The organism is Streptomyces tendae, from assembly GCF_008632955.1.
Taxonomy (GTDB): domain Bacteria; phylum Actinomycetota; class Actinomycetes; order Streptomycetales; family Streptomycetaceae; genus Streptomyces.
Genome location: NZ_CP043959.1, coordinates 4,978,543 through 4,991,363 on the forward strand (window position 1 = coordinate 4,978,543; position 12,821 = coordinate 4,991,363).

The 12,821-nt window shown below is 71.9% G+C and carries 14 protein-coding genes; 11 read left to right on the top strand and 3 right to left on the bottom strand.

All coding sequences use genetic code 11. From position 1 onward, the window contains the following. Window positions 1-3: 3 nt before the first annotated feature. Window positions 4-576 carry a helix-turn-helix domain-containing protein gene (locus F3L20_RS22945; protein WP_145826029.1) on the bottom strand — a complete coding sequence of 191 codons (573 nt, stop codon included), beginning with the start codon at window positions 574-576 and terminating at the stop codon, window positions 4-6. Between the two features lie 77 nt (window positions 577-653). Between F3L20_RS22945 and F3L20_RS22950 the strand changes: the two genes are divergently transcribed. From F3L20_RS22950 to F3L20_RS22970, 5 genes are all read left to right on the top strand, one after another. After that, window positions 654-1,610: an NAD(P)/FAD-dependent oxidoreductase gene (locus F3L20_RS22950; protein ID WP_150155970.1), complete on the top strand. Its 957-nt coding sequence runs from the start codon at window positions 654-656 to the stop codon at window positions 1,608-1,610. Window positions 1,611-1,660: 50 nt separating this feature from the next. Then, on the top strand, window positions 1,661-3,199 hold the full coding sequence (locus F3L20_RS22955; protein ID WP_150155971.1) for an ATP-dependent DNA ligase: 1,539 nt from the start codon (window positions 1,661-1,663) through the stop codon (window positions 3,197-3,199). Further along, window positions 3,196-3,660: an NUDIX domain-containing protein gene (locus F3L20_RS22960; RefSeq protein ID WP_150155972.1), complete on the top strand. Its 465-nt coding sequence runs from the start codon at window positions 3,196-3,198 to the stop codon at window positions 3,658-3,660. The genes F3L20_RS22955 and F3L20_RS22960 overlap by 4 nt, the downstream gene beginning before the upstream one ends. A gap of 77 nt (window positions 3,661-3,737) precedes the next feature. Beyond that, window positions 3,738-5,123 carry an NADP-dependent succinic semialdehyde dehydrogenase gene (locus F3L20_RS22965; protein WP_150155973.1) on the top strand — a complete coding sequence of 462 codons (1,386 nt, stop codon included), beginning with the start codon at window positions 3,738-3,740 and terminating at the stop codon, window positions 5,121-5,123. A gap of 25 nt (window positions 5,124-5,148) precedes the next feature. Continuing rightward, window positions 5,149-5,385 (top strand): DUF6213 family protein, encoded by a 237-nt coding sequence (locus F3L20_RS22970; RefSeq protein ID WP_006135192.1) that lies wholly within the window; start codon window positions 5,149-5,151, stop codon window positions 5,383-5,385. A gap of 70 nt (window positions 5,386-5,455) precedes the next feature. On the opposite strand, the gene F3L20_RS22975 is transcribed toward F3L20_RS22970, so the two are convergent. Continuing rightward, window positions 5,456-6,682: an acyl-CoA dehydrogenase family protein gene (locus tag F3L20_RS22975; protein WP_145826033.1), complete on the bottom strand. Its 1,227-nt coding sequence runs from the start codon at window positions 6,680-6,682 to the stop codon at window positions 5,456-5,458. 172 nt (window positions 6,683-6,854) lie between these two features. On the opposite strand from F3L20_RS22975, the gene F3L20_RS22980 reads away from it, so the two are divergent. Then, complete coding sequence (locus tag F3L20_RS22980) at window positions 6,855-7,496, top strand: TetR family transcriptional regulator (RefSeq protein WP_024884937.1); 642 nt, start codon at window positions 6,855-6,857, stop codon at window positions 7,494-7,496. Between the two features lie 14 nt (window positions 7,497-7,510). Here F3L20_RS22980 and def read toward each other — a convergent pair whose 3' ends face one another. Further along, window positions 7,511-8,056 (bottom strand): peptide deformylase, encoded by a 546-nt coding sequence (def, locus tag F3L20_RS22985; RefSeq protein WP_150155974.1) that lies wholly within the window; start codon window positions 8,054-8,056, stop codon window positions 7,511-7,513. 148 nt (window positions 8,057-8,204) lie between these two features. Here def and F3L20_RS22990 point away from each other — a divergent pair, with 148 nt between their 5' ends. From F3L20_RS22990 to F3L20_RS23010, 5 genes are all read left to right on the top strand, one after another. Next, window positions 8,205-9,443 (top strand): Mur ligase family protein, encoded by a 1,239-nt coding sequence (locus F3L20_RS22990; protein ID WP_150155975.1) that lies wholly within the window; start codon window positions 8,205-8,207, stop codon window positions 9,441-9,443. A 25-nt stretch (window positions 9,444-9,468) separates the two neighbouring features. Next, a complete protein-coding gene (locus F3L20_RS22995) occupies window positions 9,469-10,197 on the top strand; it encodes a type 1 glutamine amidotransferase (protein ID WP_145826036.1) in 729 nt (242 codons plus the stop codon). Window positions 10,198-10,396: 199 nt separating this feature from the next. Then, entirely contained in the window at window positions 10,397-11,422 is a 1,026-nt protein-coding gene (locus F3L20_RS23000; protein WP_093552004.1) for a 6-phosphofructokinase, read from the top strand. 128 nt (window positions 11,423-11,550) lie between these two features. Then, a complete protein-coding gene (locus F3L20_RS23005) occupies window positions 11,551-12,501 on the top strand; it encodes a cytochrome c oxidase assembly protein (RefSeq protein ID WP_150155976.1) in 951 nt (316 codons plus the stop codon). A 127-nt stretch (window positions 12,502-12,628) separates the two neighbouring features. Beyond that, window positions 12,629-12,805: a hypothetical protein gene (locus F3L20_RS23010; protein WP_167534585.1), complete on the top strand. Its 177-nt coding sequence runs from the start codon at window positions 12,629-12,631 to the stop codon at window positions 12,803-12,805. Window positions 12,806-12,821: the final 16 nt, after the last annotated feature.

Here is a 12,821-nt window from a genome sequence, read left to right on the forward strand (position 1 = left end):
CGCTCAGCCGGTCTTCGGCCGCGCCCGCACGTGCATCCGCTCCCCTTGCGGTCCGAACAGGCTGAGGAACTCCACCGGCCCCTCCCCCGTCGAGCCGAACCAGTGCGGCACCCGTGTGTCGAACTCGGCGGCCTCCCCCGGTGTCAGCACCACGTCGTGGTCACCCAGCACCAGCCGCAGCCTGCCGGAGAGGATGTACAGCCACTCGTAGCCCTCGTGGGTGCGCGGGTCGGGCTCCAGCTTCCGCTTGGGTTCGAGCACCTTGTACGCCTGGAGGCCGCCGGGCTGCCGGGTGAGCGGCCAGTGGGTGCGCCCGCCCCGCTCGATCGGCCGGGCGCGCACCCGCGGATCACCGACCGGGGGCGCGCCGACCAGTTCGTCCAGCGACACCTGATGGGCCTGGGCGATCGGAAGCAGCAGGTCCAGGCCCGGTCTGCGCTGCCCGGACTCCAGCCGGGACAGGGTGCTGACCGAGATGCCGGTCGCCTCCGCCAGCGCCGCGAGCGTCACCTCCCGTTCCTTCCTGATCCGGCGCAGCCGGGGGCCCACTTCCGCGAGAACGTCGTCCGTCACCATGTGCACATTGCAGTTTCGGCAAAGTTGTTTGTCAATCCGCGCCGTCCGGGGCGACCGTCGTCGTGGAGGTGGTCGCCATGCAGACGACGAACGAGACGGACCGCACGGAAAGCCGCTACGACGTGGTCGTGGTGGGAGGAGGAGCGGCGGGACTGTCCGCCGCGCTGGTGCTGGGGCGGGCCCGGCACCGCACGCTGGTGGTCGACGCCGGCGAGCCGCGCAACGCGCCCTCGGCGCACATGCAGGGCTATCTGACCCGGGACGGGATGGCGCCCGCCGAGTTCCTGGCGCTCGGCCGGGAGGAGATCGCGCGCTACGACGTGGAGCTGGTCCGGGACCGGGTCGTGGACGTCACCCCCGGCGAGGACTTCACGGTCGCGCTGGAGAAGGGCGCAAGCGTGCGCGCGCGGCGGCTGATCGTGGCCACCGGGCTCAAGGACGAGATGCCGGACGTCCCCGGAGTCGCCGAGCGGTTCGGACGGGACGTGCTGCACTGCCCGTTCTGCCACGGCTGGGAGGTGCGCGACGAGCCCTTCGGGGTGCTCGCGTCGAGCGCGATGAGCGTGCACCAGGCGCTGATGGTGTCCCGGTGGTCGAAGGACACGATGCTGTTCCTGCACCGGGTCGCCGAGGAGGAGCTGACCGACGTCGACCTGCGGCGGCTGGCCGCGGCCGGGGTGGACGTGGTGCCCGGCGAGGTGGCCGGGCTGGTGGCCGAGGACGACCGGCTCACCGGGGTGCGGATGTCCGACGGCACCGTGCACCCCCGGTCCGTGCTGTTCGTGGGGCCGCGTCCGGTGCCGCAGACGGGGCTGCTGGAGCGGCTGGGCGCGGAGATGGACGAGACGCCGTTCGGGACGTACCCGGTGGTCGACGGGAACGGGCTGACCAGCGTGCCGGGCGTGTGGGCGGCGGGCAACGCGATCGGGTTCACCGAGCAGGTGGTGCACGCGGCGAGCGGCGGCTACCGGGCGGCGACCGCGGTCGTCGGGGACCTGCGGATGACGGACCTGGACGCGGCGATCGCCGGCTGACCCTGCGCGGCGCGGGTGTGGAGGGCCCGCCTCCGTAGCACCATGGCTGCATGTTGCTGTCCCGGCTGGCCCAGGTGTCCCAGGAGGTGGCCGCCACCTCGGCGCGGTCCCGGAAGACCGCCCTGCTCGCCGAACTGTTCCGGGAGGCAGAGCCGGACGACGTCCCGGTGGTCATCCCCTATCTGGCGGGCCGGCTGCCGCAGGGGCGGATCGGTGTCGGCTGGAAGGTGCTGGGCCGTCCGGTCGCGCCCGCCGCCGAGCCGTCCCTGACGGTGCGCGAGGTGGACGCGCTGCTCACCCGGCTCGCCGAGGTGTCCGGGCCCGGATCGCAGGCGGAACGCGGCCGGTTGGTGGGCGAGCTGCTGGGCGCGTCCACCGAGGCGGAGCAGCGGTTCCTGGTGGGGCTGCTCACCGGCGAGGTCCGGCAGGGCGCGCTGGACGCGGTGGCGGTGGAAGGGCTGGCCCAGGCGACGGGCGCGGCCCCGGCGGACGTACGGCGGGCGGTGATGCTCGCGGGGTCCCTGCAGCCGGTCGCCGGGGCGCTGCTGGCGGACGGGCCAGGGGCGCTGGAGCGGTTCCGGCTCACCGTCGGGCGTCCGGTGCAGCCGATGCTGGCGCACAGCGCCTCCTCGGTCGCCGAGGCGGTCGGGAAGCTGGGCGCCTGCGCGGTCGAGGAGAAGCTCGACGGCATCCGCGTGCAGGTGCACCGCGACGGGGACACCGTGCGGGTGCACACCCGCACCCTGGACGACATCACGGACCGGTTGCCCGAGGTGACCGCCGCGGCGCGGGAGCTGGCGGTAGGGCGGTTCATCCTGGACGGGGAGGTCATCTCCTTCGACGGCACCGGACGGCCGCGGTCCTTCCAGGAGACCGCCGGGCGGGTCGGGTCCCGGGTGGACGTGGCGACGGCGGCCCGGGGGACGCCCGTGGCCCCGGTGTTCTTCGACGCGCTCTCGGTCGACGGCCGCGACCTGCTGGACCTGCCGTTCACCGAGCGGCACGCCGAACTGGCCCGGCTGGTGCCGGAACCGATGCGGGTGCGGCGCACGGTGGTGTCGGGGCCCGAGGACCTGGAGGCGGCGGAGCGGTTCCTCTCCGAGACGCTGGAGCGCGGCCACGAGGGCGTCGTCGTCAAGGGCCTGGATGCTCCCTACAGCGCGGGGCGGCGCGGCGCGTCCTGGCTGAAGGTCAAGCCGGTGCACACGCTGGACCTGGTGGTGCTGGCCGCCGAGTGGGGTCACGGGCGCCGCACCGGGAAGCTGTCCAACCTGCATCTGGGCGCCCGCGCCGCCGACGGCGGCTTCGTGATGCTCGGCAAGACGTTCAAAGGCATGACCGACGCGATGCTCCGGTGGCAGACCGACCGGCTGCGGGAGATCGCGGTCGGCGAGAACGGCTACACCGTGACCGTGCGCCCCGAACTCGTCGTGGAGATCGCCTACGACGGCCTGCAGCGCTCCACCCGCTACCCGGCCGGTGTCACCCTGCGCTTCGCCCGGGTGATCCGCTACCGCGAGGACAAGCGCCCGGAGGAGGCCGACACGGTCGAGACCCTGCTCGCCGCCCACCCGGAGGTACGGCCGTGACGAAGGCCCGCAGCGCGGGACTGCTGCTGTTCCGGCGCACCGGTGAGGGCGTCGAGGTGCTGCTCGGCCACATGGGTGGGCCGTTCCACGCGTGCCGGGACGCCAGGGCCTGGACGGTGCCGAAGGGCGAGTACGGGCCCGACGAGGCAGCCTGGGAAGCGGCGCGCCGCGAGTTCGAGGAGGAGCTGGGGCTGCCCCCGCCGGACGGGGAGGCGGTGCCGCTCGGGGAGGTCCGTCAGTCGGGCGGCAAGACCGTGACCGCGTGGGCGGTGGAGGCCGACCTGGACCCGGCGGCCGTGGTGCCCGGCACGTTCACCATGGAGTGGCCGCCCAGGTCGGGACGGACGCAGGAGTTCCCGGAGCTGGACCGGGTGGCCTGGTTCTCCCTGGACCGCGCCCGTGAGGTGGTCGTCTCCGCACAGACCGCGTTTCTGGACCGCCTGGCGGAGCACTCGCTCTGAGAGGCCCTCCCACGTTGCGGCGCCCACCGGCGCGCGGGAAGGTCGTCAGAGCACAGCCCGTCCCATGGAGGCCAGTGATGCACATCGCCACGGTGAATCCGGCGAACGGCGAGACCGTCAAGACGTACCACCCCATGGACGAGGACGAGCTGGAACGCAGGCTCCAGCTCGCGGAGGCCACGTTCCGCACGTACCGGACGACGACCTTCGAGGAGCGCTCCCGTCTGATGCACCGGGCCGCCGAGATCCTCGACGAGGACCAGGACGCCATCGGCCGGGTGATCACCACGGAGATGGGCAAGCCGATCACGCAGGCGCGCGCGGAGGCCGCGAAGTGCGCCAAGGCGATGCACTGGTACGCCGACCACGCGGCCGAGCTGCTCGCCGACGAGGAGCCCGGCGCCTCCGACGTGAAGGACTCCGGCGCTTCCCGGGTCCTGGTGCGCTACCGGCCGCTGGGTCCGGTGCTCGCCGTGATGCCGTGGAACTTCCCGCTGTGGCAGGTGGTGCGGTTCGCCGCCCCCGCCCTGATGGCGGGGAACGTCGGGCTGCTCAAGCACGCGTCGAACGTGCCGCAGACCGCCCTGTACCTGGAGGACCTCTTCCACCGCGCGGGCTTCACCGAGGGCTGCTTCCAGACCCTGCTGATCGGCTCCGCCGCGATCGACGACCTGCTGCGGGACGAGCGGATCAAGGCGGCCACCCTCACGGGCAGCGAGCCCGCGGGCCGGGCCGTCGCCTCCACCGCCGGGGAGATGATCAAGAAGACGGTGCTGGAGCTGGGCGGCAGCGACCCGTTCGTGGTCATGCCCTCCGCCGACCTGGACCGGGCCGCCGAGGTCGCGGTGACCGCCCGGGCGCAGAACGCCGGGCAGTCCTGCATCGCCGCCAAGCGGTTCATCGTGCACACGGACGTCTACGACGCCTTCACCGAGCGGTTCGTCGCCGGGATGAAGGCGCTGAAGGTCGGCGACCCGACGCAGGAGGACACCGACGTCGGCCCGCTCTCCAGCGAACGGGGCCGCGAGGACCTGGAGGAGCTGGTCGACGACGCCGTGCGGGCCGGCGCCACGGTGCTGTGCGGTGGCGAACGCCCGGACGGGCCCGGCTGGTTCTACCCGCCGACCGTGCTGGCCGGCATCGACCGGGAGATGCGCATCCACCGGGAGGAGACCTTCGGGCCGGTCGCCACGCTCTACCGCGTGGACGACCTGGACGAAGCGGTACTCATCGCCAACGACACGCTGTTCGGGCTGAGTTCCAACGTCTGGACCCGTGACGAGGCGGAGATCGACCGGTTCGTGCGGGATCTGGAGGCGGGCAGCGTGTACGTGAACGGCATGACGGCGTCCCACCCGGCGTTCCCGTTCGGCGGGGTGAAGCGCTCCGGGTACGGACGTGAGCTGTCCGGGCACGGAATCCGCGAGTTCTGCAACATCACCACGGTTTGGCACGGCGCGTGACGCCCGCACGGCTACGATCCCGACTGTGAACCGCGAAGTGACACTGCCTCTGATCGTCGACGATCGCGGCACCCTCCAGGTGGCCGCCGCCGACGTCAGCAAGCTGCTGCGCACGGTGGGCGGCCGGTGGGTCCGGCTGGTCGAGGCCGGCGAGGGCGGACTCGACGAGGACACGGTCGCCGCGCTGACGATCGAACTCGCGAAGCTCGCGGACCGGATCGACGTCGCGTGCATCGCGCACAGCAGCGGCACCACGCCGTAGCGGACCTCACTCGAAACGTGAGACCCGGCGGTGCCGCCCGCACCGCCGGGTCGTTCCGTGGGGGCGGCCGTCAGCGGATCGGCATGCCCGAGAGGGTGCGGGCAATCACCAGGCGCTGGATCTCGCTCGTCCCTTCGAAGATGGTGTAGATGGCGGCGTCCCGGTGCATCCGCTCGACCGGGTACTCGCGGGTGTAGCCGTTGCCGCCGAGGATCTGGATCGCCTGGGCGGTGACCTTCTTGGCCGTCTCGCTGGCGAACAGCTTCGACATCGAACCCTCGGCCGCGGTGAACGGCTTGCCGTTGACGGCCATCCAGGAGGCACGCCACACCAGCAGGCGGGCGGCGTCGATCTGGGTGCGCATGTCGGCGAGCTGGAAGGCGACGCCCTGGTTGTCGATGATCGGGCGGCCGAACTGTTCACGCGTCTGGGCGTACTCCAGGGCGACCTCGTAGGCGGCGCGGGCGGTGCCCACCGCCATCGCGCCGACGGCCGGGCGGGACGCCTCGAAGGTGGCCATGGCGGCGTTCTTGACGCGCTCACCGCCCTTCTTCGCCCTCTCCCGGGCACGGGCCAGACGCTCGTCCAGCTTCTCCTTGCCGCCGAGCAGGCAGGAGCCGGGGACGCGCACGTTGTCCAGGATGACCTCGGCGGTGTGCGAGGCGCGGATGCCGTGCTTCTTGAACTTCTGGCCCTGGGAGCAGCCGGGGGTGTTCGGCGGAATGATGAAGGAGGCGTGCCCCTTGGAGCCGAGGTCCGGGTCGACGACCGCGACCACGACGTGGACGTTGGCGATGCCGCCGTTGGTCGCCCACGTCTTGGTGCCGTTGATCACCCACTCGTCCTTGGCCTCGTCGTACACCGCGCGGGTGCGCATCGACGCCACGTCGGAGCCGGCGTCGGGCTCGGAGGAGCAGAAGGCCGCCACCTTGACGTCGTTCGCGTCGCCGTACATCTGGGGGATCCAGGTGCCGATCTGCTCCTCGGTGCCGTTGGCGAGGACGCCGACGGCCGCGAGGCCGGTGCCCACGATCGACAGCGCGATGCCCGCGTCGCCCCAGAACAGCTCCTCCATCGCCATGGGGATGCCGAGGCCGCTTGCGTCGAAGTACTGCTGGGCGTAGAAGTCCAGGGAGTAGATGCCGACCTTGGCCGCCTCCTGGATGACCGGCCAGGGAGTCTCCTCACGCTCGTCCCATTCGGCGGCGGCGGGGCGGATGACGTCGGCGGCGAAGCCGTGCAGCCAGTCCCGCACCTCCTTCTGTTCGTCGTTGAGCTCCATGGTGAACTCGGCCATGACTCCTCCAGCGGCGGCGCACGTGCGTGTTACTTGCGGTAACCCCAGTCTGTTACCGGCAAGTAGGAAAAGTCAACTCCCCAGAAGGCGTCGGTATCCCGTTCGATGTCCGGGCCGTGGTCAGTGTTAGTTTGCGCAGGCGTCACCGATTCAGCACGGGTGGGGAGAGCACATGGACACCACACAGCGGACCGAGCAGCAGCGGTCCGCCGACCGACGCCGGCGCGAGCTGCTGGAGGCCGCCGACCGAGTGGTGCTGCGCGACGGCCCGGGGGCCTCGATGAACGCGATCGCCGCCGAGGCCGGCATCACCAAGCCGATCCTCTACCGGCACTTCGGCGACAAGGGGGGACTCTACGCCGCCCTGGCCAAACGGCACACCGACGCCCTGCTGTCCTCGCTGCGGGCCGCGCTGGACGCCCCCGCGGAGCGGCGGGAGCGGGTCGAGGCCACCCTCGACACCTACCTCTCGGCGATCGAGGCCCGGCCCCAGGTGTACCGCTTCCTGATGCATCCGGCGGAGGGCACGCCGAGCGACCAGACCTTCGACGTCGGCAAGCACTCGGCGCCGCTGCTGCGCCGGATGGGCGAGGAACTGGCGCAGGTGATCGAGGAGCGCCTGGACCTCGGACCGGGCAGCCACCAGCTGGCCCGGGTCTGGGGCCACGGCATCGTCGGCATGATGCACGCGGCCGGCGACTGGTGGCTGGGCGAACGCCCGTGCTCCCGGGCCGAGTTGGTGCGCAGCCTGGCCGACCTGCTGTGGGGTCGCCTGGCGGCCGCGGGCGACAAGGTCGGGGGGCCGGGCTTCTGAGCCCCGGACCCGGCTCAGGCGGGGCGGTGCCAGGAGGCCCGGGAGACCTGGCGCATCAGCTTGCGGTGGCGGCGGCCGGTGAGCCGGTCGGCGTAGACCGTGCCCTCCAGATGGTCGCTCTCGTGCTGCAGGCACCGGGCGAAGAAACCCGTGCCGTGCACGGTGACCGGCTCCCCGGTCACGGTGACGCCCTCGACCACCGCGTGGTCGTACCGCTCCGTCCCCGCCTCCAGGCCGGGCAGCGACAGACAGCCCTCGGGACCGCGCACCACCACCCCGTCCGTCACCACCGGCCGCGGGTTCACCACGTGCCCCAGATGGCGCACGTCCTCGTCGTCCGGGCAGTCGAAGACGAACACCCGCAGCGGCACCCCGATCTGGTTCGCGGCCAGGCCCACGCCCTGCGCCGCGTACATCGTCGCGAACAAGTCCTCCACCAGCCGGGCGAGTTCCGGACCGAACTCGGTGACCTCCGCGCAGGGCGCGTGCAGCACCGGGTCGCCGAGCAGGGTGAGGGGCCGGACGCGTCCGTGGACGCCGGGGATGGAGCCGTGTCGCATGGCGGCAAGGGTACGGTCCTAGCGACCCCGCCCCGTCTCACGATGGAGGCCACGGTTCAGGAGGGCGAATGGATCTCGATAGGCTGAGCCCACACCACGTGGCCGTCAGGCACAGACGCGGCGCGTACGCAAGGAGGATCGAGAACTGATGGCAGGCAACTCGGACCCGCTCACGCCGCGGGCCAAGCTGGCCGTGACCGCCGGGAAGGCGGTCGCAGCGGCATCCCGCGCCGCGGGGCGCGGCAGCGGTTCGGTGATCGGCGGCCGGGTGGCACTCAAGCTCGACCCCGATCTCCTCGCCCGGCTCGCCCAGCACCTGGACGTGACCCTCGTCTCGGCGACCAACGGCAAGACCACCACCACCCGGCTCATCGCCGAGGCGCTCAAGGCGGCCGGCCCGGTCGTCTCCAACGCGCTCGGGGCCAACATGCCGGCCGGCATCACCTCGGCCCTCGCGGCCGGATCGGAGTCCCGCTTCGGCGTGATCGAGGTCGACGAGAAGTACCTCGTCGGCGTCGCCCAGGCCACCGAGCCGAAGTGCATCGCGCTGCTCAACCTCTCCCGCGACCAGCTCGACCGCGCCGCGGAGACCCGCATGCTCGCGGAGAACTGGCGCGAGGGCCTGGCCGGCACCAAGGCCGTCGTCGTGGCCAACGCCGACGACCCGCTGGTGGTGTGGGCCGCGTCGTCGGCCCCCAACGTGATCTGGGTGGCCGCCGGCCAGATGTGGAAGGACGATGCCTGGTCCTGCCCGTCCTGCGGCGGCGTGATGCAGCGTCCGGGCGACGACTGGTTCTGCGGCGAGTGCGGCTTCCGCCGCCCCACTCCGAGCTGGGCGCTCTCCGGCGACCACGTGCTCGACCCGCACGGCTCCGCCTGGCCGATCCACCTCCAGCTGCCGGGCCGGGCCAACAAGGCCAACGCCGCGTCCTCCGCCGCCGTCGCCGCCGTCTTCGGGGTGCCGCCGCAGGTCGCCCTGGAGCGCATGTACCAGGTGCAGGCCGTGGCCGGCCGCTACGACGTCGTCCAGTTCCAGGGCCGTGACCTGCGCCTGCTGCTCGCGAAGAACCCCGCGGGCTGGCTGGAGACGTTCTCCCTGATCGACCCGCCGCCGACCCCGGTGATCCTGTCGGTGAACGCGCGCTCGGCCGACGGCACCGACACCTCCTGGCTGTGGGACGTCGACTACACCCGGCTGACCGGCCACCCGATCTGCGTCATCGGTGACCGCAAGCTGGACCTCGCGGTGCGTCTGGAGGTCGCCAACCAGCAGTTCCAGGTGTGCGAGAACCTCGACCAGGCGATCCAGATGTCTCCGCCGGGCCGGATCGAGGTCATCGCCAACTACACCGCGTTCCAGGACCTGCGCCGCCGCGTCGGCAACTGACCCACGACACCTCAGGGGACTTGAAGTGAGCGACAACCAGCTGCGGGTCGTCTGGATCTACCCGGACCTGCTCAGCACCTACGGCGACCAGGGCAACGCCCTGGTCGTCGAGCGCCGGGCGCGGCAGCGCGGCCTGGACGTGGCGCGGCTCGACGTGCGCAGCGACCAGCCCATCCCGACCTCCGGCGACATCTACCTGATCGGCGGCGGTGAGGACCGTCCGCAGCGGCTGGCCGCCGAGCGGCTGCGCCGCGACGGGGGCCTGCACCGGGCCGTGGGGAACGGCGCGATCGTCTTCTCGGTGTGCGCCGGCTACCAGATCCTCGGCCACGAGTTCATCAACGACCTCGGCCAGCGCGAGCCCGGCCTCGGCCTGCTCGACGTGGTGTCGGTGCGCGGCGAGGGCGACCGGTGCGTGGGTGACGTGCTCGGGGACATCAACCCGCAGCTGGGGCTGCCCCCGCTGACCGGGTTCGAGAACCACCAGGGCATCACCCATCTGGGCCCCTCCGCCCGCCCGTTCGCCCAGGTGCGTTTCGGCAACGGCAACGGCACCGGGGACGGCACCGAGGGCGCGTTCAACGACACCGTCTTCGGCACGTACATGCACGGCCCCGTGCTGGCCCGCAACCCGCAGATCGCGGACCTGCTGCTGAAGCTCGCGCTGGACGTGAACGCGCTGCCGCCGACCGACGACCGGTGGTACGAGGCCCTGCGCAACGAGCGCATCGCGGCCGCCCAGCAGCCCGCGTGAGGGGCTGACCGAGCACGGTGCAGGAGGCGTCGGACAGGCCGGGACCGGCCCGTCTGACGCCTCCTCCGCACAGGTGAGCGGGGTGGTCCAGCAGGCGGACGCGAGATGCGGCACCGCCCCCGGGAGCGGCTAGGGTGGCGGGGATCGAGCCGGACAGCGCGGTCCGGTCCGGCCCACTTCGAGAAGGTTGTTTCGGGCTATGCGCATTGGTGTCCTCACGTCCGGCGGCGACTGCCCCGGCCTGAACGCCGTCATCCGGTCCGTCGTGCACCGTGCCGTCGTCGACCACGGCGACGAGGTCATCGGCTTCCGCGACGGGTGGAAGGGCCTCCTGGAGTGCGACTACCTCAAGCTCGACCTCGACGCGGTGGGCGGCATCCTCGCCCGCGGCGGCACCATCCTCGGCTCCTCCCGGGTGCGTCCCGAGCATCTGCGGGACGGTGTGGAGCGGGCCCGTGGCCATGTCGAGGAGCTCGGCCTGGACGCGATCATCCCCATCGGCGGTGAGGGCACCCTCAAGGCGGCCCGGCTGCTGTCCGACAACGGTCTGCCGATAGTCGGTGTGCCGAAGACCATCGACAACGACATCGCGGTCACCGACGTGACCTTCGGGTTCGACACGGCCGTCGGGGTGGCCACCGAGGCCCTGGACCGGCTGAAGACCACCGCCGAGTCGCACCAGCGCGTGCTGATCGTGGAGGTCATGGGCCGGCACACGGGCTGGATCGCGCTGCACTCCGGCATGGCGGCCGGCGCCCACGCGATCGTGGTGCCCGAGCGGCCCTTCGACATCGACGAGCTGACCGCCAAGGTCGGCGAGCGCTTCTCGGCCGGCAAGCGGTTCGCGATCGTGGTCGCTGCGGAGGGCGCCAAGCCGAAGGCCGGGACCATGGACTTCGACGAGGGCGGCAAGGACGTCTACGGCCACGAGCGGTTCGCCGGCATCGCCCGGCAGCTCTCCCTGGAGCTGGAGGAGCGGCTCGGCAAGGAGGCCCGCCCGGTCATCCTCGGGCACGTCCAGCGCGGCGGGACGCCCACCGCGTACGACAGGGTGCTGGCCACCCGGTTCGGCTGGCACGCGGTGGAGGCCGTGCACCGCGGCGACTTCGGGCAGATGACCGCCCTGCGCGGCACCGACATCGTCATGGTGTCGCTCGCGGAGGCCGTGGAGACGCTGAAGACCGTGCCCGAGGCGCGGTACGCCGAGGCGGAGTGCGTGCTCTGATCCCCCGGCCGTCGCCCGGCGCGTGAGACGGGCTTCACAGACCGCCCCCGGTGACGGACGTCGCCGGGGGCGGTTCTAGTCTGGTGCGGACCGATTGCGTACAACCTGGATCAAAAGGGAGCCGGCCGATGGATCACAGCGGGCACGGCATGACCATGGATCTGCCGCCGTTCACGCTGGGGCGAGGGCTCGCCTGGTCGGCGGACCCGTTCTTTCTCGTCGCCTGCCTGCTGGGGCTCGCGCTGTACGGCTGGGGCGTGGTCCGGCTGGTGCGGCGCGGTGACAAGTGGCCGGTGGGGCGGACCGTCTCGTTCGCCGCCGGCGTGCTGAGCATCATGCTGGTGATGTGCACGGCGCTGAACGACTACGGCATGGTGATGTTCAGTGTGCACATGGTGCAGCACATGGTCATCAGCATGGTGTCGCCGATCCTGCTCCTGCTCGGCGCCCCGATCACCCTGGCGCTGCGGGCCCTGCCCCCGGCGGCCGTGCGCGGCAGCAAGGGGCCGCGCGAGCTGCTGCTGATGCTGCTGCACAGCCGCTACATGCGGGTCGTCACGCACCCGCTGTTCACCATCCCGATGTTCATCGCGAGCCTGTACGCCCTCTACTTCACCCCGCTGTTCGACTTCCTGATGGGGTCGGCGGTCGGCCACGCGGTGATGATGGTGCACTTCCTCGCCGTCGGCCTGGTGTTCTTCTGGCCGATCATGGGCGTGGACCCGGGTCCGCACCGGCCGGGGCACCTGATGCGGATGCTGGAGCTGTTCGCGGGCATGCCGTTCCACGCGTTCTTCGGCATCGCGCTGATGATGGCGTCCACCCCGATGGTCACCACCTTCCAGGACCCGCCCGCGTCGCTGGGCATCGACACCCTGTCCGACCAGAACGCGGCCGGCGGCATCGCCTGGGCGTTCAGCGAGGTCCCGTCGGTCCTGGTGCTGATCGCGCTGCTGTTCCAGTGGTACGCCTCGGACCAGCGGCAGGCCCGCCGCAAGGACCGTGCCGCCGACCGGGACGGCGACAAGGAGCTGGAGGCGTACAACGCCTACCTGGCCTCCCTCAACGCGCGCGGTTAGGGTCTTCCGTCTGGATCAGGCCCGCGAGCCCGGCCTGATCCGAACGGAAGGCCCTGGCTCCCGCACCCGCCTCGATCCGGGAAACCGGGGCACCATGGAGGGACCGAACCAGGAGGAGGGTGTCGCGATGCCCGGTACCACGAACGGTTCCACCTCGATCAAGACCATGGGAGTGATCACCGTCGGCGCCCTGGTCGCCGTGACGGCCTACACGGTGGCGCTCGGCAGCAACGGCTGGCTGTGGTTCGGCTGGGTCGTCCTGGGCCTGATCACGCTCGGGATGGTCGCCACCCGCAGCGCCTGAGCACCCCGCCCGGAGG

Coding starts and splice junctions, on each gene's coding strand:
- def (WP_150155974.1), bottom strand. CDS start 8,056: ATGCGACACGGCTCCATCCCCGGCGTCCACGGACGCGTCCGGCCCCTC.
- F3L20_RS22975 (WP_145826033.1), bottom strand. CDS start 6,682: ATGGCCGAGTTCACCATGGAGCTCAACGACGAACAGAAGGAGGTGCGG.
- F3L20_RS23000 (WP_093552004.1), top strand. CDS start 10,397: ATGCGCATTGGTGTCCTCACGTCCGGCGGCGACTGCCCCGGCCTGAAC.
- F3L20_RS22950 (WP_150155970.1), top strand. CDS start 654: ATGCAGACGACGAACGAGACGGACCGCACGGAAAGCCGCTACGACGTG.
- F3L20_RS22990 (WP_150155975.1), top strand. CDS start 8,205: ATGGCAGGCAACTCGGACCCGCTCACGCCGCGGGCCAAGCTGGCCGTG.
- F3L20_RS22955 (WP_150155971.1), top strand. CDS start 1,661: ATGTTGCTGTCCCGGCTGGCCCAGGTGTCCCAGGAGGTGGCCGCCACC.
- F3L20_RS23010 (WP_167534585.1), top strand. CDS start 12,629: ATGCCCGGTACCACGAACGGTTCCACCTCGATCAAGACCATGGGAGTG.
- F3L20_RS22965 (WP_150155973.1), top strand. CDS start 3,738: ATGCACATCGCCACGGTGAATCCGGCGAACGGCGAGACCGTCAAGACG.
- F3L20_RS23005 (WP_150155976.1), top strand. CDS start 11,551: ATGGATCACAGCGGGCACGGCATGACCATGGATCTGCCGCCGTTCACG.
- F3L20_RS22980 (WP_024884937.1), top strand. CDS start 6,855: ATGGACACCACACAGCGGACCGAGCAGCAGCGGTCCGCCGACCGACGC.
- F3L20_RS22945 (WP_145826029.1), bottom strand. CDS start 576: ATGGTGACGGACGACGTTCTCGCGGAAGTGGGCCCCCGGCTGCGCCGG.